Raw genomic sequence first — 22,075 nt, 5'->3', positions numbered from 1 at the left:
TGCCATCTCGGGGAGAGTCTGCCTGCTCCCCGGCCTGGACGCCAATCCCACCGGCCTATGGCAGCTCCTGCGGGATCTCCCGGGTCAGTTCGGGGGTGTCGTAGGCCAGCAGGGATTCGACGTGCCGGTCCGCATCATCGAGCCAGAGGGCGCGGCAGATCCCGTCCACCAGGCGCGGCACGCCGTATTTCATGCCGCTGATCGAGGCGCCGGAGAGGCCCATCGATGGCGTGGCGCCATAACCCATGAAATGGATGTGGCGCAGGAAAGGCGCCGCGCCCGGCGCCCTCTCCCGGAAGGTGAAGCCGGCATCGAGATAGGGGCAGGCGCCGAGGATCGGATGCGCCTCGCCCTCCGGCGGCGTGAAGGCGTCGCGCCAGAGCAGGATATGGGGCGCGATCGCCGCAAGCTCCGGCCGCAGCGCCAGGTCGAAGGCGGTGCCGGTGCCGATGATGACGTGGTCCGCGCGATGCGCGCCCTGCGGCGTCTCCAGCACCACCTCGCCGCCCTCCATCCGCGCTGACGCCACCGGGCTGCCCATGTGCAGGGCGAAGCGCGGATCATCAGCGACCCGGTCCCAGCTTTCCTGCGGCGGCGGCTGATTGAGGTCGAAGATGTGCCGCATCATCCGCCACTTCAGCGCATCGGGCAGGGCGTGGAATTGGCCGAGGAAGCCCGACTGCTCCATCCAGCGGAAGGGATTGACCCGCGGCATCCGGCGGCGGCGTACCAGCATGGTGGCGGAGGCGGCGCCGGCTTCCAGCGCGGTCGCCAGGTTGTCGAAGGCACTCGCCCCGGCGCCCACCACGATGACGCGCTGCCTGTTGAGCGCCGCGAAATCGACGGGGCCGGAGGTGTGGGAGACGCGGGCTGCCGGCAATGCGTCGAAGGGGGCGGGGATGGACCAGGCGCCGGTGCCGTCCATCCCGGTCGCCAGCACCAGCTTGCGCGCCCGGATGGTCTGCTGGCCCTGCGGCGTCGTGAAACGCAGCAGCAGCAGGTCCGAGGCTGCGTCATGCCCGATGCTATCCAGCAGGTGCTCGTGGCGGACCGGCAGCGCCAGGGTGCCGGCATACCAGTCGAGGTAGCGCTGCCAGTCTTCGCGGCCGATCTTGTGCAGCGCTTCCCAGGCCTCCGCCCCGTCGCGCGCTTCGAAGTAGGCGCGCGGCGTCAAGGCGGGTACGCCGAGATCGGGGCCGCTGACATGCTTCGGCGTGCGGAGCGTCCGCATCCGGGCGAAGGTCGTCCAGACGCCGGTGCCGCCCGGCGCGGCGCGGTCGAAGATCGCGACGCTTTTCACCCGCTCCCGCCGCAGCCCGAAAGCGGTGGCGAGGCCGGTCTGGCCGGCGCCGACGATGGCGACATCGAGCGCGTCATCCGCGCGCGAGGGCAACCAGGGCTGCCGTGGGTATTCGAGCAGCTCGAGCTGCCGCCGGGCCTCGGCCTCCAGTCCCGCCAATGCACTCAAACCCGCTGCTCCCCGATCCCGTCACGCTCGCCCCATGCCAGCAGCAGCCGCTCCGGCGTCACCGGCATGTCGAGCGTCACCGTGCCCACCGCATCCGCCAGCGCGTTCCAGACCGCGGTCGCCAGCATCAGCGGCGGCTCCCCCACCGCCTTGGAGCGGAAGATGGTCTCGGCGCGCGCCGGGGCATCGGCCAGCAAGCGGACCTCGAAGACCTCCGGCACGTCGCGCGAGCCCGGGATCTTGTAGGTGGAGGGGCCGAGCGTGCGAAGCCGCCCCGCCGTGTCCCACCACAGCTCCTCGCAGGTCAGCCAGCCCATGCCCTGCACGAAGGCGCCCTCGATCTGGCCGAGATCGACGGCGGGATTGAGGCTGTGGCCACAATCCTGCACCAGCCAGGCGCCGGTGCAGCAATGCTCGCCGGTCAGGGTATCGACCTCCACCTCCGCGACCGAGGCACCGTAGGAGAAGTAGAAGAAGGGCTCGCCGCGCAGCGCCACCGGGTCCCAGTGCAGCCCGGGCGTCCGGTAGAAGCCGGTCGCCGAGAGCGACACGCGCTGCCGGTGGCAGAGCGCCGCCAGCTCCCCGAACTCCAGCCGGTGATTGCCGGCGCGGGCTTCGCCCTCCGCGAACGCGACTTCCGACGCATCGACGCCCCAATGCGTGGCAGCCGCTTGCGCCATACGGTCACGGATTGCGGCCGCGGCGTGATGCGCGGCCCAGCCGTTCAGGTCGCTGCCGGTGCTGGCGGCGGTGGCGGAGGTGTTGGGCACCTCCGCCGTGCTGGTGGCGGTGATGCGCACGCGCGCGAGCGGCACGCCGAAGACCTCCGCCACCACCTGCGCCACCTTCACGAAAAGCCCCTGGCCCATTTCCGTGCCGCCATGGTTCAGCCGGATCGATCCATCGGCATAGACATGCACCAGCGCGCCGGCCTGGTTCATGCTCTGCACACCGAAGGAGATGCCGAAGGCCAGCACGAAGGAGCCGAGCCCGCGCCGCTTCCAGGGATGCGCTGCGTTGAAGCGGTCCACCGCCGCGCGGCGCTCTGCCCAGCCGGAGAGCGCCTCCGCCTCGCGCCAGACGCGCCGGATCAGCGCACCGTCGAGCGCCTGGCCATAGGGCGTCGTGTCGCCATTACCGCCGCCGGCGAAGTTCCGCGCCCGCACCGCCTCCGGCGTCATGCCGAGCGCGTGGGCGACCTGGCGCACCACCGCCTCGCTCAGCAGCACGCCCTGCGGCCCGCCGAAGCCGCGGAAGGCGGTATTGCCCACGGTGTTGGTGCGGACGACGCGGCCGTCGATCCGGACCGCCGGCACCGCGAGCGCGTTCAGCGCATGGGTGACGGCGCGGAAGATGACGCCGGGCGAGAGGTCCAGCACATGGCCGCCATCGGCGGCCAGCAGCGCATCCAGCGCCAGGATGCGGCCCGTGGCATCGAAGCCTGCCTGCCAGCGGAACAGGAAGGGGTGGCGCTTGCCGGTCACCGCCATGTCCACCCGGCGCGACAGGCGCAGCTTCACCGGCCGTCCGGTGTGGCGTGCGGCGAGCGCCGCCGCCGCGGCGACCCAGGAGGCATTGCTCTCCTTGCCGCCGAAGGCGCCGCCCATGCGCCGCACCTGCACGGTGATGCGGTTGCAGTCGCAGCCCAGCACGCGGGCGGCGATGTGCTGCACCTCGGTCGGGTGCTGGGTCGAGGAGTGCAGGAGAAGGTCGCCATCCTCGCCCGGCACCGCCAGGCAGATCTGCCCTTCCAGGTAGAAATGCTCTTGCCCGCCGCAGCGGAAGGCGCCCTGCAGCCGATGCGGCGCGGCGGCGAGCGCCGCGTCCACATCGCCCTCGCGCAGCACCATGGGCGGCATCAGCAGGTCGCCCTTGGCGAGCGCCGTCTCGATCGACAGCACCGGCTCCAGGGGCTCGATCCTGGCCTGGACCGCCTGGGCCGCGGCGAGGGCTGCGTCGCGGGTGGTCGCGACCACCAGCGCCAGCGCCTGGCCCCAATGCAGGATCTCGGTCTCGGCGAAGAGCGGCTCGCCGGGCTTGTGACCGGGCGAGACGTTGTTCTCCCCGGGCAGGTCGCCCGGACCCAGCACCGCGACCACGCCGGCCATGCCGCGCGCCGCCGCCATGTCGAGGCCGAGCAGCCGCGCATGCGCCACGTCCGACAGCACCAGCGCCGCATGCAGCGTGCCCGGCGGCTCCGCGATGTCGTCGATGAAGCGCGCCTCGCCGGTGCAATGGGCTAGCGCGCTGTCATGCGGCAGTGCGGCCCCGGCGACGCGGGCGAGGCTGTAGGGTGCCGGCATCACGCCGCCTCCGCGCCGGACCAGCGCCACCAGAGCCGGCGCAGCAGGTTCCCGGCCGCCTGCCGGCGATAGGCGGCGCTGGCGCGGAGATCATCGAGCGGCGTGACTTCGGCGGAGAGCGCTGCGGCCGCCGCGGCGAAGGCAGCGGCCGCGAAGGGCGCGCCGGCCAGCGCCGCTTCCGCGCCCGGTGCCCGCGCCGCCTGGGGACCGAGCCCGCCATGCGCCACCCGGACGCTGGCGATGCATCCCTCCGCGACGGTGAGCGCGACGCTCAGCCCGACCGCCGTGATGTCCTGGTCATGGCGGCGCGACAGCTTCTCGCAGGCGAAGAGGCTCCCCTCGGCCGGGCGCGGGATCCAGATGTCGCGGATCACCTCGTCGGGGCGGAGCGCGGTTGCACGATAGCCAATGAGGAAATCCTCGACCGCCATCTCGCGTTCGCCCTCGGGTCCGGCGAGACGCAGCGAGGCGCCGAGCGCCAGCAGCGGCGGCAGCGCATCCCCGATCGGCGAGGCGGTGCCGAGATTGCCGCCCAGCGTCCCCATGCCGCGGATCTGGCGCGAGCCCAGCCGGCTAAGCAGGCCGGCCAGCGGCGCGAAGCCGGGCTCCGCCACGCAGAGGGCGAGCAGATCGCGGTAGGGCAGCGCCGCGCCGATCCTGAGGCCCGCCGGCGTCACCGCGGCGATGGCGAGTTCCGGCACATTGAGCATGCAGATCACCAGCGCCGGCTGTTCCCGGTGGTCCGAGATGCGCAGCCCGAGATCGGTGCCGCCGGCCAGCAGCCAGGCCTCCGGATGCGCCACCCGCAGCGCGATCAGCGCGTCGAGCGAGGCGGGGCGGTGGAAGACCTGCCCGGCGCCGCGCAGCACCGGCGCGGCGGGCAGGGACGGCAGGGGCGCGGCCACCGCGACCTCCGGCGCCAGCCTGGCGAAGGCGTCCAGGATCGGCCGGTAGCCGGTGCAGCGGCAGAGATTGCCCGCGAGCGCGTCATGCGGATCGCCGCCTTCCGTCGCATGCGTCCAGGCGGTCATGACGATGCCCGGTGTGCAGAAGCCGCATTGCGTGCCATGGCACGCCGCGAGCGTCGCCTGCACGGGGTGCGGGGCACCGTCGGGACCGCGCAACCCTTCGACCGTGCGCAGCGCACGGCCATGCAACTGGCCGAGGGTTAGGAGGCAGGCATTCACCGGCACCCGGCCGCCATCCGGGAGCTCCAGCGCCACGGTGCAGGCACCGCAATCGCCTTCCGCGCAGCCTTCCTTGGTGCCGGTCAGCCCGGCGGGGCCGCGCAGCCAGTCCAGCAGCGTGGTGATGGGCGATGTCTCCGGCGGCAGCAGGCGCGGCTCGCCGTTCAGCCGGAACGCGATCATCGCTGGCGCAGCCATGGCTGACATAGGTGGCATGTCCTGTCGGCTTCGGGAGATCCCTGACCTTATCCGCGGCACGGGGCCGGCGCCGCGTCGGGCAGCATGTCACCGCCACACCGGACTCGGCCATGCAAGATGCGAACCAAGACGTGAACCACGACGCGAGCGGGGCAGCGGGGCCGGATCAGTCCAGCCTGATGCCGGCGGCCTGCACGGTCTCGGTCCAGCGCGTCACCTCGGCCTCGATATGCCGGGCCAGGAAGGCCGGGCCGCGGTCGGCGGGCGGCGGCACCTCGGCCGCCAGCTCCTGGTAGCGTTGCCGCACCTCGGGATCGTCCTGCGCGGCGCTGAGCGCGGCGGCGAGGCGCGCCAGCACCGGCGCCGGCGTGCCGCGCGGCGCGGCGAGCGCCTGCCAGTTGCTGGCATCGAATTGCGGCATGCCAAGTTCGGTGAAGGTCGGGACGTCGGGGATCTGCTCCAGCCGATGCCGGGTGGTGACCGCAAGGGCGCGCACCAGCCCGCTGCGATGCGCGGGGATCAGCGTCAGCGTCTGCTCCACCACGGCATCGAGCGTGCCCGCGACGAGATCCGAAATGGCCGGGCCGGAGCCGCGATAGGCGACGATGGTGCCGCGCAGATCGGCCAGGTGCAGCAGCAGCGCCGAGGCGAGGTGGGTCTGCGAGCCGGATCCGGCCGTCCCGAAGGTGGCGTCGCCATTCTTCGCGCGGACGAAGTCGCTGAAGCCGCGCAGATCCTGCACGCCGCTGCGCAGGCTGACCGCCAGCACCACCGGATTGCGCACCACGAGGCCGACCGGCGCGAAGTCGCGGCGCGGGTCGTAGCCGAGATTGGGATAGAGCGGCACGTTCGCAGCCAGGGTGCCGCTGTGGCCGAGGGTCAGGGTGTAGCCATCGGGTGCGGCGCGGGCGACGCGCTGGGTGCCGATGGTGCCGCCGGCGCCGGCGGCATTCTCCACGATCACCGGCTGGCCAAGCTGCGCCTGCAGGCCGCGGGCGATGATCCGCCCGACGACATCACTCGACCCGCCCGGCGCGAAGGGCACGTTGATGGTGACGGGACGGGTGGGAAAGCCTTGCGCCAGCGCCGATCCCGCAGTCGCGCCGCCGATCAGGCCGGAAAGAACCAGGCGGCGGGGAAGGATGCGGGGCATGGCGCGATCTCCTGAGGCTGCGCCTCAGCGCATGCAGCTTCGATGCCACTGCTCGACATGCCCGAGCGTGCGCTCGACCACCTCGGGCAGCACATGCACATGCGTCGATAGCCGCAGCACCCCGCGGCGGACGGAATGCGCCACTTGGCGTTCGCGCAGATAGGTGCTGAGCGATTGCAGCCAGGCGACCTCGGTGCTGTCGTGCCCGGCGCCGAGCGCCTCGCCGACCGCGACGACATGGCTGTGGTGGCCGGGCGGCAGCGCCAGGGTCGGCAGGCCCAGCGCCTCGATCCCGGCGCGCAGCGCGGCTGTGGCCCCGGTCGCGCGGCGCTCCACCTCCTCACGCCCGATCGAGGCGAGTAGGTCCAGCGAGGCTTCCAGCGCGGCGAGCGCCACGAAATTGTGGTTGCCGAGCTCGAAGCGGGTGGCGCCCGGATGCAGGCGCCATCCGGCCTCCGGGCCGGCCGCCTCATGCCCCGCCTCCAGCTCGACGGAGAAGCGGGCGAGGTAGGCGGGGCGCAGCCGGTCCATCCAGGCGCGCCGGACATAGAGCAGACCGAGGCCATAGAGCCCGAGCAGCCCTTTCTGCACCGCGGTCGCCCAGCCATCGACCGGCAGGGAGGACAGATCCTCCGCCAGCACGCCGGAGGATTGCGCGGCATCGACCAGCAGGAAGACGTCCCGCGCCCGGCAGGCCTCGCCGAGCCGTCGCAGGTCGGTGCGGCGGCCGGTCGCGAAGTCGACCGTGGTGATCGCCACCAGTCGGGTGCGGCCGTCGAGCGTCGCGATGATCGCGTCCTCGATGCCCTCGCCCTGTGCCGGCTTGGCGGAGACGAGCTCGGCGCCGGCGGTTTCGGCCTGCCACAGCCAGGGGAAGACGTTGTTCGGATGCTCGATGTCGGGGCTGATGACGATGCGGTCGCCCTGCTGCAGCCGCAGCGCCGCGCCGACCGCGTTCAGCCCCTCCGACGCGTTCTTGGTGAAGGCGAGGTCGCCGGGATCGACGGAGAGCAGCGCCGCCGCCTTCGCCTTCACCCGGTCCGCCATGGCGAACCAGGCCGGCTTGGAGACGGTCCCGGTCGCCTGGGCCAGCAGTATGGCCTCGGCTGCGCGGCGGGATGCGGCCGACAGCGGCCCGCGGGCCGAGACGTCGAGGTAGGTCATGCCCGCCAGATCCGGGAAGGCCGCGCGGATCGCGGCGTCGAGCGGGGTTCCGGTCGCGGGGAAGGGGTTGTCAGCGGGTGCCATTGTCGAGCATCGTCCCTGTCTGAATTCAGTATCCAGGATTCAAAGAAGGCCCGTCAATGACCGCCGACCTCCCGGAAGACGCCTTCGATCGCGCCGAGCCCCTGCATGCCCGGACCTATGACCTGCTCTGGCAGCGGCTGGAGGGCGGGGACCTGCCGGCCGGCACCCGGCTCAAGGACACCGACTGGGCCGCGCGCCTCGGCGTCAGCCGCACGCCGGTGCGGGAGGCCTTCCGCAAGCTCGCGCATGACGGCGTGCTCGATCCGCTCGGCGCCGGTGGCTACCAGGTGCATCGCTTCGCGGCCTCCGAGATCGCGGAGCTCTATCGCTGCCGCGCCGCGCTGGAGGCGCTGGCGGCCGAGGAAGCCGCGCAGCGCGGCGGGGCGGCGCTGGCCACGACCCTCGCCGCCAATATCGCCGCGGCGCGGGCGGCGATGCAGGGCGACGACATGGTGACCTTGCAGGCACTGAACGGTAGCTTCCACGATGCCATCCTCGACGCCGCCCGCAGCCCGCATCTGCGCCGCCTGCTGGAGCAGACCCGTCGGCTGGCGCGCATGGCGCGCCGGCAGCTTCTCGCCCAGGCCCTCGCGGCCGAGGTGCGCTATGAGGAATACCGCGCCGGCCTCGCCCGTGTGCTGGACGACCATGTCGCGCTGCATCGCGCCCTGGCCGAAGGCGACGGCGCGCGCGCCGGGGCGCTGATGCGCGGGCACCTGCTCGCCACCGCCCGGGACATGGGCGTGGTGCTGGACGCTGGCGGCGCCCTCGGCGACGTCGCCTAAGGCGCGGGGCGATGCGCTACTGGATCGGCATCGACACCGGCGGCACCTTCACCGATGTAGTGCTGGCGGAGATGGCGACGGGACGTCACCGCTTCCTGAAGGTCCCTTCGAACCCGGCCGACCCGGCCGAGGCCGTGCTGCGCGGCCTCGACGAGATCCTGGCGGAGGAGGGGGCGACCGGCGCCGAGGTCGGCGCCATCGCGCTCGGCACCACGCTCGCCACCAATGCGGTGCTGGAGGGCAAGACCGGTCGCGCCGCGCTGCTGGCCACCGCCGGCTTCGCGGATCTGCTCGATCTCGGCCGCCAGCGGCGGCCGCATCTTTACAACCTCGATATCGCGAAGCCTCGCCCGGCGGTGGCGGAGCGCGACAGGATCGAGGTCCGGGAACGCCTGGACGCGGCGGGCGCGGTGGTGCTGGCGCTGGACGAGGCGGCGCTGGAGGCAGCGCTGCGCGGGATCGATGCTGGTGTGCAGGCGGTCGCGATCTGCCTGCTGCACAGCTACCGCAACCCGATCCATGAGGAACGCGCGGCCGCGCTGCTGCGGCGCGTCCGGCCCGGCGTGCATGTCTGCCTCTCCTCGGAGATCAGCCCGGAATTCCGCGAATATGAGCGCTCCGCGACCACGGCGGTGAACGCCGCGCTGATGCCGGTCATGCACGGCTATCTGGCGCGCTTCCGCGACGGCATGCGCGCACGCGGCCTGCGCGGCGAGCCGGTAGTGATGCAGTCGAGCGGCGGGCTGGTCTCCACCGCAACCTTGCAGCGCCGCCCGGTCAACACCTTCCTCTCGGGTCCGGCCGGCGGCGTGATCGGCGCGGCGATGGTGGGTGAGGCCGCTGGTATCACCGACCTCGTCACCTTCGATATCGGCGGCACCAGCACCGATGTGTGCCTGGTGAAGGCGGGCCGTCCCGCCCGCTCCGGCCTGCAGGAGATGGCGGGCCAGCCGGTGCGTGCCGCCTGCATCGACCTGCACACGATCGGCGCCGGCGGCGGCAGTCTCGCCTGGGTCGATGCCGGCGGCTTGCCGAAGGTCGGGCCGCAGAGCGCGGGCTCCGTCCCCGGCCCCGCCTGCTACGGCAAGGGTGGCAGCCGCCCGACGGTGACCGATGCCAATATGGTGCTGGGACGGCTCAATTCGGTGGCGTTGCTGGATGGCCGGATGCCGGTCTTCCCGGATCGCGCGCGGGCGGCGATCGAGCAGCACATGGCGGCGCCGCTCGGCATGGATGTCGTGCGTGCGGCGGCCGGCATCCTGGAGATCGCCAATGTCAACATGACCGGCGCCGTCCGGGTCATCTCGGTGGAGAAGGGCGAGGATCCGCGCCGCTGCGCGCTGTTCGCCTTCGGCGGCGGCGGCCCGCTGCACGCGGCGGAGGTGGCGGAGGCGATGGGCATGCGGCGCGTGCTGGTGCCCGCGCATCCCGGGCTGATGTCGGCGATCGGCCTGCTCGCGGCCGATATCCGCGGTGATTTCGGCCTGACCTGCCTGGCCCCTGCCGGGCCGGAGGGCCTGCCGCAGGTGCGGGCCGCTTTCGCGGATCTCGGCGCGCGCCGCGACGCCTGGGCGGCGGCGGAGGGGGTGGACGCCGCCGCACTGCGGATCGAGCACGCGCTCGACCTGCGCTATCGCGGGCAGAGCTCGGAACTCGTTCTGCCCTTGTCGGCGGTTCCGGATGCGGCCGGCCTCGCCGCCTGCGTCGAGGTCTTCCACCGGCAGCATGCCGACCGCTTCGGCTACGCCATGCCCCATCGCGCGGTGGAGGTGGTCACGGCGCGGCTCGTTGCCGTCGCCGCGCGGCAGGCACCGCCCGTCGAGCGCTCCGCATCCGCCTCCGAGCCACCGCCACCGGCCCATCGCGAGGTCTGGTTCCGCGCGACCGGCTTCGTCCGTACGCCCGTGCTGCACCGCGCGACGCTCGGTCCCGGCGCCGTGGTCGCGGGTCCCGCCGTGATCGAGCAGATGGACACCACGACGATCGTGCCGCCCGGCTGGACGGCGCGGGCTGATGCGCAGGGCAACCTCCTCCTCGACCACGACGCCGGAGAGCCGGCATGACCGCACCCGACCCCATCCTGACCGAAGTGACCGCGCGCTACCTGGCCTTGGCCGCCGAGGAGATCGCGGCGACGCTCGTCGCCCTCGCCTTCTCTCCCAACATCAAGGAACGCGCGGACTGCTCCTCCGCGATCTTCGATGCGCAAGGACGCGTGGTCGCCCAGGCCAATCGCATCCCGATCCATCTCGGCTCGATGATCGGCGCCATCGAGGCGATTCTGGCGAAATACCCGACCGACCGAATGGCGCCGGGCGACATGTTTCTGGCGAACGATCCCTACAGCGGCGGCGGCACCCATCTGCCGGATCTGAACGTGGTGGCGCCGGTCTTCGTGGACAGCGCCGTCGTTGCCTTCGTCGCCAATATCGCGCATCACGCCGATGTCGGCGGCATGGTGCCCGGATCGGAATCGGCGCTCTGCGCGACGATCTACCAGGAAGGGCTGCGGATCCCGGTGGTGCGCGTGCTGCGCGGCGGGCAACCCGACCTAGGGATCATAGACATCGTGCTGCTCAACAGCCGCACCCCTGATGAGCGCCTGGGCGACCTTCAGGCGCAGTTCGCCGCCAATCGCGTCGGGATCGAACGCGTCGCCGGGCTCTTCGCGCAGCACCCGCGACCGGTGATCCACGCCTGCATCGAAGCCTTTCTCCGCGCGACCGGGCAGCGCTTCGAAGCGGCCGTCGCGGCGCTGCCCGAGGGCACCTACGAGGCGGAGGAGGCGCTGGACGAAGGCGATGGCGGCGCGCCCGCACGGTTGCATCTGCGCGTCTCGGTCAACGGCGGGCGGCTCTGTTTCGACTTCACCGGATCCGCGCCGCAGCTCACGGGCAGCAGCCGCAACGTGCCGCGCAAGGCGGTGCTGGCGGTGGTCTATGCGGTGGCGAAGTCGTTGCTCGATCCCGACGTGCCGCCGAATGCCGGCTACTACGACGTGATCGAGGTGGTGACGCGGCCGGGCAGCATCCTCGACCCGCTGCCGCCCGCGGCGGTGGGCACGCGCGCCATCACCTGCGGCGTGCTCGGCGACCTCATCGTCGCGGCGATGGGCCAGACGCTGGGTGCGCGCGGCATGGCCGATAGCGGGCCGCATCACCTGGTAATCTTCTCCGGCCCCGAGCCGCGGCATGGTGGCGTCTTCGTGGATTACGAAACCATCGCCGGCGGCATGGGGGCGCGGGGTACGCGGGACGGGATGGATGCAGTGCGCGTGCATGCCTCCGGCGCCGCCAACCTGCCGGTGGAGGCGCTGGAGAATGCCTATCCGCTGCGCGTCGAGCGCTACGCGTTGCGGCGCGGCTCCGGCGGGGAAGGACGGCATCGCGGTGGCCGGGGCGTGATCCGGGACTATCGCGTCCTGACCGAGGGTGTCACCGTCAGCCTCTCCTCGGAACGGCAGCGGCGCCCCGCGCGCGGCGTCGCCGGCGGCGGGGACGGTGCGACCGGCGCCTTCCTGCTGAATCCGGACACGCCTGGGGAGAAGCGGTTGCCCTCGGCGGCCGTGGACCTGGCGCTCGCCCCCGGTGACGTGCTGCGGGTGCTGACGCCAGGTGGTGGCGGGTTCGGCGAGGCTGAGTAGGAAGCAGATCGGAGAGACGGAGATGCCGGGACGCCCGAGCGTTTGGATGCACGAGCTGTCATGGGACGAGATCGCGGCGCAGCTCGCGGTCGACGACGTCGCCCTGCTGCCGATCGGCGCGACCGAGCAGCACGGGCACCACGCGCCGCTGCTGCTCGACACCGGATGGGCGAGCGTGGTGGCGGAGGAGGCGGCGCGGCGCGCGAACTGCCTGGCGGCGCCGCCGCTGCATTACGGCTGGTCGCATGGCCATATGGCCTTCCCCGGCACGCTCGGCCTCCGGGCGGAGACGCTGACGGCGGTCGCGGTGGATATCGGCGAATGCCTGGTGCGGCACGGCTTCCGCCGCATCGTGCTGGTCAACGGCAACCGCATGGCGAATCTCGCACCGCTCGAAATCGCCGCGGTGAAGCTGCGCATGGCGACCGGCGCGCTGGTCGCCGTCGCCGATTGCGGGTTGCTGGCGCGCGGCGCCGTCGCTGGCCTGTCGGAAGGCGGCCCGGGCACGCTCGGCCATGCCGGCGAAAGCGAGACCTCGCTGGTGCTCGCCTATTACCCGCATCTGACCGACATGGCGCGGGCACCCGGCGGCTTCGTGGCGCAGGTCCGCGGCGCCGCGCCGCGGCATGGCCATTACACGCTGGACGCCCGCCTCGATGGGGACTCGGTCTCCATGCCGCATCTGCCCGAGGAATTCCGGGCCCGGACCGAGGCGCGGCAGGGCGTGGTCGGCGACGACAGCCTCGCCAGCGCCGAGAAGGGGCGTGCGATGGTCGCGGCGATCGCCGATCGCCTGGCCGGCGTGATCGCCGCCATGCGCCGGACCGAGGTCACGGTCCGCATCCCGCCGATCGTCGCCTGACACACGGGCGGCCTTGCGGCCGCTGACGGATATCGAACCGGCGGCATGATGCGGCCGGCGGCCGCATGGCGACCGCGGTCAGCCGGCGCAAGCCGATTCCGAAACGGATTTCGGGCAGTCGTCTTATTAGTTGCTGATTTTTTACTTCGATAACGCGGATTGGCCAGGATGAATATTTGTCCATGGCAACCGCGTTGGGGCTGCCTGGCGACCGGCGCCAGATGGACATTCTATGCTGCAGAGCAGCAATTCGCTGATTACAAGGGAAAATATGGAGTTCCATCGTTGCGGAGGCATCCATGCCGACGCCGCCGGAGATGCCGTGCCGTCGCTGCTTGTTTGCGCGGATACTCAACAATAATATGCAAAAGACGGTCGATTTTGGAGGACGTCCCATGGAATTACTGACATCTCCGCGGTACAAAGATTATTGCGGCGGATTAATACTTGTCATCGTCGGGCTGGCGGCTGCCTTCCAGGCGCAGAGCTATCAGATCGGCACCCTCACCCGCATGGGGCCGGGCTTCTTCCCGGCCGCGCTCGGCATCATCCTCGCCGCCGCCGGCGTGGTGCTGCTCGGCACCGCCATGGCGCGCAACGCCCGGACCGCAGTCATCGAGGGCGAGGCGGTGCGGCGGCATCCGCCGGAATGGCGCGGCTGGGCCTGCATCTGCCTGGCCGTCATCGCCTTCGCGGTGCTGGGGGAGCTGACCGGCCTGGTGCCGGCGACCTTCGCCTGCGTCTTCATCGCGGCCCTCGGCGACCGCGACAACAGCCTGCGCGACATCGTGCTGCTGTCCATCGGCGTCACCATCGCCGGCGTCGCCGTCTTCTGGTGGGGCCTCGGCATCCTCTTCCCCTTGTTCAGCCGGGATTTCATGTGATGTGGCAGTCCTTGATGGACCTCGGCTACGGCTTCGGTCTGGCCTTCGAACCCCACAACCTCTTCTGGTGCTTCGTCGGCGTTCTGGTCGGCAACCTGATCGGCGTACTGCCGGGGACCGGCGCGCTCACCGCCATCTCCATGCTGCTGCCGCTGACCTTCTCCATGCAGCCGGTGCCGGCGATCCTGATGCTGGCGGGCATCTTCTACGGATCCCAGTATGGCGGCGCGATCGGCGCCATCCTGCTGAACCTGCCCTCGCATCCGCCGCACGCCGTCACCTGCCTCGACGGCTATCCGATGACGCGAAAAGGCAAGGGGGGCACGGCGCTCGGCCTGACCATGCTCTGCTCCTTCTTCGCGGCATCCTTCGGCATCATCGTCATGGTCTTCGCCTCGCCGCTGCTGGTCGCGGTCGCCTTCAAGTTCGGCCCGCCCGAGCTGTTCTCCATCATGCTGCTGGGGCTGATCGCGGGATCGACGATGTCGCGGGGATCGCCGGTCAAGGGCATCGCCATGACGGTGATCGGCCTCCTGATCGGCACCGTCGGCACCGATGTCCAGACCGGCCTGCAGCGCTTCAATTTCGGCATTCCGGAGCTCGCCGACGGGATCGAGCTGGTCTCGATCGCCATGGGCGTCTTCGGCATCGCCGACTTCCTGCGGCATGTGAACCGCATGAAGCACATCGGCAGCCTGGCGCCGGTGCGGTTCCGCGACATGCGGCCGAGCAAGGCCGAGCTGAAGGAAGCCTTCTTCCCGATGCTGCGCGGCACCCTGGTCGGCACGCTGTTCGGCGCCATGCCGGGCACCGGGCCGACCATCACCACCTTCATCGCCTATGCGCTGGAGCAGAAGGTCTCCCGCACGCCTGAAAAATTCGGCACTGGCATGATCGCCGGCGTCGCGGCGCCGGAAGCCGCTTCGCATTCCAAGACCCAGGTCGACTTCATCCCGACCATGAGCCTCGGCATCCCCGGCGACGCCGTCATGGCGCTGCTGCTGGGCGCGCTGCTGATCCACGGTATCCAGCCGGGGCCCCGCCTGCTGACCGAGCATCCCGATATCTTCTGGGGGCTGATCGCCAGCTTCTGGGTCGGCAATGTCATGCTGATGGTGCTGAACGTCCCGATGATCGGCGTCTGGGTGAAGCTGCTGCAGGTGCCCTACCGGTTCCTGTTCCCGTCAGCGGTGTTCTTCATCGCGATCGGTGCCTATTCCGTGAACAACGACATCTTCGCGGTCTATGAGGTGCTGGCCTTCGGCATCTTCGGCGCGATCTTCATGGCGCTCGACTTCCCGATCGCACCGATCCTGCTCGGCTACGTGCTGGGACCGATGGTGGAGGAGAATTTCCGCCGCGCCCTGCTGCTGTCCCGAGGGCATCTGACGACCTTCATCGAACGGCCGATCAGCGGCACGATCATCGGCATCATCGTGCTGCTGCTCGCTGCCCAGGCCTTCTTCGCCATGCGGGCACGCGCCGGCAAGGGCACCGCCTTGCCGGTGCCGCCCTCCGACGTGATCGCCTGAGGGAATGCCCTGGAGAGGAGGCATGCCTCCTCTCCAGGATGCCCGTCACGGCGTCAGGATGTGGTCGCGCGGCCGAGCAGATCGTGGCGCGCGACGTAGAGGAAGCCGCCGATCAGGCCGAGATGCTCGAAGAAAGCGTTGGCGGTCATGAAGCGCTCATGCCCGGGTGGCAGCGCCCAGAAGCGGTTGGCGACGAAGGTCGCGACCAGGGTGAAGCCCGCGAGAGCAAGCGCACCCAGCCAGCGCAGCCGCCCCGAGATCACCAAGGCTGAGCCGACCAGCTCCGTCACGATGGTCGCCGTCGCCACCACGGCCGGCAGCGGCAGCCCGAAATGCACGGCCTCCGCCACCGCGCCCGGCCAGTCCAGGAGCTTGTTCAGCCCGCCCTGGATATAGGCGGCGCAGAGCGCGAGCAGGGCGAGGCGCCCGATCCAGGGCGCCCGCAGGAAGGCGACCATCAGACCGCCCAGCAGGCGCAGCCGAGCCCACCCCAGAAGCCGGCGAGGTCGGAGACCGGCAGCGCCGCGTCCCAGGCGCTGGCATGGTCATGGCCGTGCACGCCGCAGGCCGTGCCGCAGCCGCAGCCGGCGCGGCTCGCTGACGCGACCGCCTCCGCGGCCAGGCGCTGCTGGCGGCCCGCATCGGCGCGGCGCTGATAGCCGCCGAAGCGGCGTACCGGTGACCACTCCGGCAGCACCGGCGGCGGGGGCGGCGCGAGCGGCGCGAAATCCCCGGCGCCGAACACCGGCTTGCCGCCGAGCAGTGTCAGCACGGACTCAATGTCCTGGATGCGATCCTCCGGCACGCTGAAGTAGTCGTCGGAGAGCACCGCCAGGTCCGCGAGCTGGCCGGTCTTGATCTGTCCCTTCTTGCCGCCCTCGGTCGAGAACCAGGTATTCGCCTCGGTCCAAAGCCGGAGCGCTTCTTCCCTGTCCAGCCGGTTGGCCGGCGGGTAGAGGCGGAGCCCACCGAGCGTCTGCCCGGTCACCATCCAGGCCATGCTGACCCAGGGGTTGTAGGAGGCGACGCGCGTTGCATCGGTGCCGCCGCCGACCGGCACGCCGGCGGCCAGCATGCGGCGGATCGGTGGCGTGCGCTCGGCGGCGCGGGCGCCGTAGCGTTCCACGAAATACTCGCCCTGGAAGGTCATCCGGTGCTGTACCGCGATGCCGCCACCGAGCGCCGCGATGCGATCGATGTTGCGGTCGGAGATGGTCTCCGCATGATCGAAGAACCAGTGCAGGTCGCCGATCGGCTGGTCGCGGTTGACCTTCTCGAAGACGTCGAGCGCGCGGGTGATGGTCTCGTCATAGGTGGCATGCAGGCGCCACGGCCAACGGTTCTCGACCAGCTTGCGCACCACGGTCTCGAGCTGGCCTTCCATGCCGGGCGGCATCTCCGGCCGCGGTTCCCGGAAATCCTCGAAATCGGCGGCGGAGAAGACCAGCATCTCGCCGGCGCCGTTGTGGCGCAGGCTGTCATCGCCCTGGCCCGGCCGCACCATCTGACCCCAGCGGGTGAAGTCCTGCAGCTCCTCGCCCGCCTTCTGGGTGAAGAGGTTGTAGGCGATGCGTAGGGTCAGATCGCCATCGGCATGCAGCTTCTGAATGATCTCGTAATCCTCGGGGTAGTTCTGGAAGCCGCCGCCGGCATCGATGACGCCGGTGACGCCGAGGCGGTTCATCTCCCGCATGAAGTGCCGCGTCGAGTTGCGCTGCTGGTCGGGGTCGAGCTTCGGGCCGCGCGCCAGGGTCGCATAGAGGATCAGCGCGTTCGGCTTGGCCAGCATCAGCCCCGTCGGCTCGCCGGAGGCGTCGCGCTGGATCTCGCCACCCGGCGGGTTCGGCGTGTCGCTGGTATAGCCGACGGCGCGGAGCGCGGCGCGGTTCAGCAAGGCGCGGTCATAGAGGTGCAGGATGAAGACCGGCGTATCGGGTGCCGCGGCGTTCAGCTCATCGAGGGTCGGCAGGCGCTTCTCGGCGAACTGGTGTTCGGTGAAGCCGCCGACGACGCGCACCCATTGCGGTGGCGGCGTGTCCTGCACCTGGCGACGCAGCATGGCCATGCCATCGGCGAGCGACCGCACGCCATCCCAGCGGAGCTCGAGGTTGTAGTTCAGCCCGCCGCGGATGATGTGCATGTGGCTGTCGATCAGCCCGGGGATCGCACGACGGCCGCGCAGGTCGACGACCTCGGTCGTGGGGCCGGCGGTCGGCAGGATTTCGCGCGCCTCGCCGACCGCGGAGAAGCGCCCGCCGGTGATCGCAACGGCTTCCGGCGCCGGGTTCGCACGGTCGAGCGTGGTGAAGCGGCCATTGGTCAGGATCAGGTCGGGCGTGGTCTGGGCCATGGCGGGGCTCCGAAGCAGGGATGCGATGCCGAAGGTCGCGGCGCTGGTCGCGGCCTGGCGACGGGTCAGCGGGTTCATGCCGGTGGCTCCGCGTTGGGGTTGTTTCGGGCAGTCTGCTGATTGGGGCGGCGTCCGGGAAGCGTGCCGAAGAGGTGCTCCGTGCAATCCGCATGGATGGCGCCGAGTGTTAGGCGATCGCCGGCGAGCCACCGCCTGGCGATCGGGGCCACCTGTTCGCCGACCAGCATGCCGAGGAGGCCGAGCAGGGCAATGACGGGTGGCGCCGGCGAGCGTACGCCGAGCACGCCATAGGCGATGCCGACGGCGAAGCCGATGCCGAGCGAGAGGAGATGATTGGTCATGGCTCGCCCCCGCACTTGGATCGGTCTCAGGCACACCAGGGTGGCACCGGCTCGCGCCGGGTGATTGAACGAAAGTCCGCCGCATTGGATAATCGGACGGACATTTCCCGATCAGGATGACCGGCCTGGACACAGCGTCCCTTGGCACCAGAGCCACCACCATGCCGCCCCGCCGCAGCTACGGGGATGCCGTGGCGCACAGCTTCGGCATGAACGCAGCGCCGGCACTGCGGACGCGATCGCTGCCCCATGCGCAGATCGGGATGACGCGCATCTCCTGCGGCGCCGAGCGTATCGGCATGACCCCGCAGATCCCACCCGAGGACACCTTCATCGCGGCCATCTACCTGACCGACTTGCAGCGCCACGAGCTGTGGAGCGGCGGGCGGCCGAGGATCAGCCAGGGCTATGCCGCGAACTCGCTCCGGATCGTCAATCTCGTCGAGGGCTATTCGGCGAATATCCTGGAGCCGCATGAGGCGCTGTCCTTCTACATCCCGCGCGCCGCACTCGATGGTCTCGCCGAGGATGCGGGGCGGCCTGCTATCGCCGATCTCCGCTGCGTGCCCGGCACGCTCGATCCGGTCGTCGGACACCTCGTCTCGGCATTGCTGCCCGCCTTCCAGGCCCCCGGGGAGGCGAGCCCGCTCTTCATCGACCAGGTGGCGCAGGCGATCACCACGCATCTGGCCGACCACTATGGCGGGCAGCCGCAGCGTGATCCGAAGGGCCGGCTGGCGCCGCAGCAGCTTCGCCGCGCGAAGGAGCTGTTGGCGAGCCGGCGCGACGGCGATCTGACCTTGGCGGCGCTCGCGCGGGAGTGCGGCCTGTCCCGCAGCTATTTCCTGGAGGCCTTCCGGGTGACCGCCGGCTGCACGCCGCACCGCTGGCTGCAGCGCCACCGTGTAGAGCAGGCGAAGAGCATGCTGCGGGACCCGGCGGCGGCGATCGCTGAGATAGCGATCCTCTGCGGCTTCGCCGATCAGAGCCATATGACCCGTGTTTTCACCCGCCTGACGGGCCATAGCCCGGCCGCTTGGCGACGGCTGGCCGGTGGTCTCCCGGGAAAGGCGCGCTAGCGCCTGTATTCCTGCTGAATAATTACGGGAAATTCATGAGAGGCGCGGGCTGGAGTTAATCCTCCTTGTCCGATGGAATGACTGTCCTAAGCTGCCGACTCCGTCCCGAGCGATTCCAATACGTTTCCAGCATACAATGATTTGGAAGGATCAGATGAGCAAAGCCCCTCGTTCCAAGGTCCTTTGGCTTCTTGTCCTTCCTTACTTCGGGTTGCTGCTGGTTCCATTATACAACAGGTACGATCCCGCGCTTTTCGGATTCCCCTTCTTCTATTGGTATCAGCTCGCCTGGGTGCCTCTGGCCTCGGCCATCATCTGGCTCGCCTACCGGAGCGTCCGTCATGAGGACTGAGATCGACGGCGTCGCGCTCACCGTCTTCGCCGTCTTCTTCGCCATCGTCACCGTGATGGGCTTCGTCGCGGCGCGCTGGCGGAAGCCGAAGACCCTCGCCCATATCGACGAATGGGGGCTCGGCGGCCGCCAGTTCGGCACCTGGATCACCTGGTTCCTGGTGGGCGGTGATTTCTACACCGCCTACACCGTGATCGCGGTGCCGGCCCTGGTCTATGCCGTCGGCGCCTATGGCTTCTTCGCGCTGCCCTACACGATCATCGTCTACCCTTTCGTCTTCGCGGTCATGCCGGTGCTGTGGCGGCGGGCGAAGGATTTCGGCTACGTCACCGCCGCCGATGTGGTGCATGGCCAGTACAAGTCGCGGATGCTGGAGCTCGCGGTCGCGATCACCGGCGTGCTGGCGACCATGCCCTATATCGCGCTGCAGCTCGTCGGCATGGCCGCCGTGATCAAGGCGCTTGGCCTCACCGGCGAGCTGCCGCTCGCGATCGCCTTCATCATCCTGGCGCTCTACACCTATTCCTCGGGGCTCAGAGCGCCGGCGCTGATCGCCTTCGTCAAGGACATCATGATCTACATCGTGGTCATCGCCGCGGTGGCGCTGATCCCGTCCAGGCTCGGCGGCTATGCGCATGTCTTCGCCGCGGCCGATGCCGCCTTCCAGGCGCGGGGCAGCGGCGGCATCCTGCTCGACGGCAACCAGTATGTCGCCTATGCGACGCTGGCGCTCGGCTCCGCGCTGGCGGCCTTCATGTACCCGCATACGCTGACCGGCATCTTCGCGTCGAAAAGCGCCAACACGATCCGCAAGAACGCGGCGCTGCTGCCCGCCTATACGCTGCTGCTCGGCCTGCTGGCGTTGCTCGGCTACATGGGGCATGCGGCGAATTTGCATCTGAGCAGCCCGAATGACGTGGTGCCGGCGCTGTTCCAGACCTTGTTCCCGAGCTGGTTCGCCGGCTTCGCCTTCGCGGCGATCGCCATCGGCGCCCTGGTGCCGGCCGCGGTGATGAGCATCGGCGCCGCCAACCTCTTCACCCGCAATTTCTGGAAGGCCTATGTCGATCCCAGCATCAGCGATGCCGGCGAGGCGCAGGTCGCCAAGGTGGCATCGCTCGTCGTCAAGGTCGGTGCGCTGCTCGTCATCGTCTTCCTGCCGACCCAGTTCGCGCTGGATCTGCAATTGCTGGGTGGTGTCTGGATCCTGCAGACGCTGCCGGCGCTGGTCTTCGGCCTGTTCTCGGGGTGGTTCCGGGCGCCGGCGCTGCTGGCGGGCTGGCTGATCGGCTTTCTCGGCGGCACCTGGCTCGTCTGGATCAACGGCCTGAAGCCCTTGCAGGCGATCAGCCTCGGCGGCGCTCCCTTCACCGTCTATATCGGGCTGCTGGCGCTCCTCGCGAACGTCCTGGTCGCGGTCGTCGTCAACCTCTTCGTCGGCTCGCGCCAGCCGGTTCAGGCCTAAGTCGCAGGCGCGCATCCCGGCGTGGCGCAACCGCCATGCCGGGATGCCGTCCCGGCGCTCCCATGGCTTGGTAGATCGCGCTCGTCATAACGCGGCGGCACCGCGCCTCGCGATCAGGTCGCTTGACCGGCGCTATTGGAACGTTCCAATATGCCGGCCGACTGAGCACGGTGACATGGAAAGAATCCGGATCAAGGATGTCGCGCGCGAAGCTGGGGTTGCTCTTTCCACCGCCGCCCTGGCGCTCCGGGACGATACCAGGCTGCGCGAGGAGACCCGCCGGGCGGTTCGCGATGCCGCGGCGCGGCTGGGCTATGTCTATGACCGCTCGGCGGCCGTCATGCGGTCCGGCAAGTCGCACACCATCGGCCTTCTGGTCTGCGAGATCACCAACCCCTTCTATGCCGAGCTGACAGCGGGCGTCGAGGAAGCGCTCGATGCCGCGGGCTATGTCACCATCCTCGCCAACACCTCGGAATCGGTGGCGCGCCAGAAGCGGATGCTGGAACGCTTCCGGGAGCAGCCGGTCGACGGCGTGCTGATCATGCCTGCCACCGGCACGCCGGCGACCTTGCTCGACGAGCTGGATAAGGTGCGCCTGCCCTATGCGACTGTCGTGCGCGGCTTCCGGCGCGGCGCGCATGCAGGGCCGGACGATCGGGCCGGCACCCGGCTCGCCACCGAGCATCTGCTGCGCCTCGGCCACCGGCGCATCGCCTTCCTGGGCGGCGGGCGGAAGAACTCCGTCAGCACGGGCCGATGGGACGGCTATGCGCGTGCGATGGCCAAGGCCGGCCTCGCCACCGAGCACATGCCCTGCCCGACGGACATCGGCGAGGCGTCGCGGCTGACGCGGGCGCTGTCGGCTGCGGGGCCGACCGCCCTCGTCTGCTTCAATGATTCCGTCGCCTTCGGCGCGATGCTCGGCCTCATGCGGGCGGGCCGCAAGCCCGGTGTCGACGTGGCGGTGACCGGCTTCGATGGCATCCGCGAAGCGGCGGCCTGGTATCCGTCGCTGACCACGGTCTGCGTCGCGCCGCGCGCGATCGGCCAGGCAGCCGCACGCGTCCTGCTGCAGCAGATGGCCAATCCCGGATCGACCCCGATACGGGAGATCCTGAAGCCAACCCTGATCATCCGCGAATCCTGCGGCGCTGCCGGAGGGGCCCCGCCGGATACGCCGTGAGCCAAGCGCCGTCGCGGC

The 22,075-nt window shown here is 70.3% G+C and carries 18 protein-coding genes; 10 read left to right on the top strand and 8 right to left on the bottom strand.

The window, feature by feature from the left end; all coding sequences use genetic code 11:
- Window positions 1–55: 55 nt before the first annotated feature.
- From GXW71_RS20205 to GXW71_RS20185, 5 genes are all read right to left on the bottom strand, one after another.
- Window positions 56–1,468, bottom strand: a complete 1,413-nt coding sequence (locus tag GXW71_RS20205; RefSeq protein WP_246526736.1) for a SidA/IucD/PvdA family monooxygenase — start codon at window positions 1,466–1,468, stop codon at window positions 56–58.
- Window positions 1,465–3,771 (bottom strand): xanthine dehydrogenase molybdopterin binding subunit, encoded by a 2,307-nt coding sequence (gene xdhB / locus GXW71_RS20200; RefSeq protein ID WP_211854432.1) that lies wholly within the window; start codon window positions 3,769–3,771, stop codon window positions 1,465–1,467. Before xdhB ends, GXW71_RS20205 begins: the two co-directional genes overlap by 4 nt.
- Window positions 3,771–5,141, bottom strand: coding sequence for a xanthine dehydrogenase small subunit (locus GXW71_RS20195; RefSeq protein WP_246526735.1), 1,371 nt, complete (start codon window positions 5,139–5,141; stop codon window positions 3,771–3,773). The genes xdhB and GXW71_RS20195 overlap by 1 nt, the downstream gene beginning before the upstream one ends.
- 181 nt (window positions 5,142–5,322) lie before the next feature.
- Window positions 5,323–6,309, bottom strand: coding sequence for a Bug family tripartite tricarboxylate transporter substrate binding protein (locus GXW71_RS20190; RefSeq protein ID WP_211854431.1), 987 nt, complete (start codon window positions 6,307–6,309; stop codon window positions 5,323–5,325).
- A 24-nt stretch (window positions 6,310–6,333) separates the two neighbouring features.
- Window positions 6,334–7,557: an aminotransferase class V-fold PLP-dependent enzyme gene (locus GXW71_RS20185; protein WP_211854430.1), complete on the bottom strand. Its 1,224-nt coding sequence runs from the start codon at window positions 7,555–7,557 to the stop codon at window positions 6,334–6,336.
- 56 nt (window positions 7,558–7,613) lie between these two features.
- On the opposite strand from GXW71_RS20185, the gene GXW71_RS20180 reads away from it, so the two are divergent.
- The 6 genes from GXW71_RS20180 (at window position 7,614) to GXW71_RS20155 (ending at window position 15,263) form a co-directional block, all read left to right on the top strand.
- Entirely contained in the window at window positions 7,614–8,342 is a 729-nt protein-coding gene (locus GXW71_RS20180; RefSeq protein WP_211854429.1) for a GntR family transcriptional regulator, read from the top strand.
- Between the two features lie 11 nt (window positions 8,343–8,353).
- Entirely contained in the window at window positions 8,354–10,405 is a 2,052-nt protein-coding gene (locus GXW71_RS20175) for a hydantoinase/oxoprolinase family protein (RefSeq protein ID WP_211854428.1), read from the top strand.
- Window positions 10,402–11,985, top strand: coding sequence for a hydantoinase B/oxoprolinase family protein (locus tag GXW71_RS20170; protein ID WP_211854426.1), 1,584 nt, complete (start codon window positions 10,402–10,404; stop codon window positions 11,983–11,985). The genes GXW71_RS20175 and GXW71_RS20170 overlap by 4 nt, the downstream gene beginning before the upstream one ends.
- A 46-nt stretch (window positions 11,986–12,031) precedes the next feature.
- Window positions 12,032–12,847 (top strand): creatininase family protein, encoded by an 816-nt coding sequence (locus GXW71_RS20165; protein WP_211854424.1) that lies wholly within the window; start codon window positions 12,032–12,034, stop codon window positions 12,845–12,847.
- A gap of 395 nt (window positions 12,848–13,242) precedes the next feature.
- Window positions 13,243–13,731, top strand: coding sequence for a tripartite tricarboxylate transporter TctB family protein (locus GXW71_RS20160; RefSeq protein ID WP_211854422.1), 489 nt, complete (start codon window positions 13,243–13,245; stop codon window positions 13,729–13,731).
- Window positions 13,731–15,263: a tripartite tricarboxylate transporter permease gene (locus GXW71_RS20155; RefSeq protein WP_211854420.1), complete on the top strand. Its 1,533-nt coding sequence runs from the start codon at window positions 13,731–13,733 to the stop codon at window positions 15,261–15,263. The genes GXW71_RS20160 and GXW71_RS20155 overlap by 1 nt, the downstream gene beginning before the upstream one ends.
- 53 nt (window positions 15,264–15,316) lie before the next feature.
- On the opposite strand, the gene GXW71_RS20150 is transcribed toward GXW71_RS20155, so the two are convergent.
- From GXW71_RS20150 to GXW71_RS20140, 3 genes are read right to left on the bottom strand one after another with little or no spacing between them, the layout of a single operon-like run.
- Entirely contained in the window at window positions 15,317–15,721 is a 405-nt protein-coding gene (locus GXW71_RS20150; protein WP_211854418.1) for a DoxX family protein, read from the bottom strand.
- Entirely contained in the window at window positions 15,721–17,691 is a 1,971-nt protein-coding gene (locus tag GXW71_RS20145; RefSeq protein ID WP_246526734.1) for an amidohydrolase, read from the bottom strand. The genes GXW71_RS20150 and GXW71_RS20145 overlap by 1 nt, the downstream gene beginning before the upstream one ends.
- Window positions 17,688–17,975, bottom strand: a complete 288-nt coding sequence (locus GXW71_RS20140; RefSeq protein WP_211854417.1) for a DUF1427 family protein — start codon at window positions 17,973–17,975, stop codon at window positions 17,688–17,690. Before GXW71_RS20140 ends, GXW71_RS20145 begins: the two co-directional genes overlap by 4 nt.
- Before the next feature lie 161 nt (window positions 17,976–18,136).
- On the opposite strand from GXW71_RS20140, the gene GXW71_RS20135 reads away from it, so the two are divergent.
- The 4 genes from GXW71_RS20135 (at window position 18,137) to GXW71_RS20120 (ending at window position 22,057) form a co-directional block, all read left to right on the top strand.
- Entirely contained in the window at window positions 18,137–19,054 is a 918-nt protein-coding gene (locus GXW71_RS20135; protein WP_211854416.1) for a helix-turn-helix transcriptional regulator, read from the top strand.
- A 154-nt stretch (window positions 19,055–19,208) separates the two neighbouring features.
- Window positions 19,209–19,406 carry a DUF3311 domain-containing protein gene (locus tag GXW71_RS20130; protein WP_211854415.1) on the top strand — a complete coding sequence of 66 codons (198 nt, stop codon included), beginning with the start codon at window positions 19,209–19,211 and terminating at the stop codon, window positions 19,404–19,406.
- Window positions 19,396–20,871, top strand: a complete 1,476-nt coding sequence (gene mctP / locus GXW71_RS20125) for a monocarboxylate uptake permease MctP (RefSeq protein WP_211854414.1) — start codon at window positions 19,396–19,398, stop codon at window positions 20,869–20,871. Before GXW71_RS20130 ends, mctP begins: the two co-directional genes overlap by 11 nt.
- Before the next feature lie 175 nt (window positions 20,872–21,046).
- Window positions 21,047–22,057: a LacI family DNA-binding transcriptional regulator gene (locus GXW71_RS20120; RefSeq protein WP_211854413.1), complete on the top strand. Its 1,011-nt coding sequence runs from the start codon at window positions 21,047–21,049 to the stop codon at window positions 22,055–22,057.
- Window positions 22,058–22,075: the final 18 nt, after the last annotated feature.

Origin of the sequence: Plastoroseomonas hellenica (assembly GCF_018129085.1) — a bacterium.
Classification (GTDB): Bacteria; Pseudomonadota; Alphaproteobacteria; order Acetobacterales; family Acetobacteraceae; genus Plastoroseomonas; species Plastoroseomonas hellenica.
This window is presented reverse-complemented; position numbering and strand designations above follow the sequence as displayed.

What these genes read in the sequence shown, in the direction of transcription:
- xdhB (WP_211854432.1), bottom strand. Translation starts at nt 3,771, where the DNA reads ATGCCGGCACCCTACAGCCTCGCCCGCGTCGCCGGGGCCGCACTGCCG.
- GXW71_RS20195 (WP_246526735.1), bottom strand. Translation starts at nt 5,141, where the DNA reads ATGATCGCGTTCCGGCTGAACGGCGAGCCGCGCCTGCTGCCGCCGGAG.
- GXW71_RS20190 (WP_211854431.1), bottom strand. Translation starts at nt 6,309, where the DNA reads ATGCCCCGCATCCTTCCCCGCCGCCTGGTTCTTTCCGGCCTGATCGGC.
- GXW71_RS20185 (WP_211854430.1), bottom strand. Translation starts at nt 7,557, where the DNA reads ATGGCACCCGCTGACAACCCCTTCCCCGCGACCGGAACCCCGCTCGAC.
- GXW71_RS20180 (WP_211854429.1), top strand. Translation starts at nt 7,614, where the DNA reads ATGACCGCCGACCTCCCGGAAGACGCCTTCGATCGCGCCGAGCCCCTG.
- GXW71_RS20175 (WP_211854428.1), top strand. Translation starts at nt 8,354, where the DNA reads ATGCGCTACTGGATCGGCATCGACACCGGCGGCACCTTCACCGATGTA.
- GXW71_RS20170 (WP_211854426.1), top strand. Translation starts at nt 10,402, where the DNA reads ATGACCGCACCCGACCCCATCCTGACCGAAGTGACCGCGCGCTACCTG.
- GXW71_RS20165 (WP_211854424.1), top strand. Translation starts at nt 12,032, where the DNA reads ATGCACGAGCTGTCATGGGACGAGATCGCGGCGCAGCTCGCGGTCGAC.
- GXW71_RS20160 (WP_211854422.1), top strand. Translation starts at nt 13,243, where the DNA reads ATGGAATTACTGACATCTCCGCGGTACAAAGATTATTGCGGCGGATTA.
- GXW71_RS20155 (WP_211854420.1), top strand. Translation starts at nt 13,731, where the DNA reads ATGTGGCAGTCCTTGATGGACCTCGGCTACGGCTTCGGTCTGGCCTTC.
- GXW71_RS20150 (WP_211854418.1), bottom strand. Translation starts at nt 15,721, where the DNA reads ATGGTCGCCTTCCTGCGGGCGCCCTGGATCGGGCGCCTCGCCCTGCTC.
- GXW71_RS20145 (WP_246526734.1), bottom strand. Translation starts at nt 17,691, where the DNA reads ATGAACCCGCTGACCCGTCGCCAGGCCGCGACCAGCGCCGCGACCTTC.
- GXW71_RS20140 (WP_211854417.1), bottom strand. Translation starts at nt 17,975, where the DNA reads ATGACCAATCATCTCCTCTCGCTCGGCATCGGCTTCGCCGTCGGCATC.
- GXW71_RS20135 (WP_211854416.1), top strand. Translation starts at nt 18,137, where the DNA reads ATGCCGCCCCGCCGCAGCTACGGGGATGCCGTGGCGCACAGCTTCGGC.
- GXW71_RS20130 (WP_211854415.1), top strand. Translation starts at nt 19,209, where the DNA reads ATGAGCAAAGCCCCTCGTTCCAAGGTCCTTTGGCTTCTTGTCCTTCCT.
- mctP (WP_211854414.1), top strand. Translation starts at nt 19,396, where the DNA reads ATGAGGACTGAGATCGACGGCGTCGCGCTCACCGTCTTCGCCGTCTTC.
- GXW71_RS20120 (WP_211854413.1), top strand. Translation starts at nt 21,047, where the DNA reads ATGGAAAGAATCCGGATCAAGGATGTCGCGCGCGAAGCTGGGGTTGCT.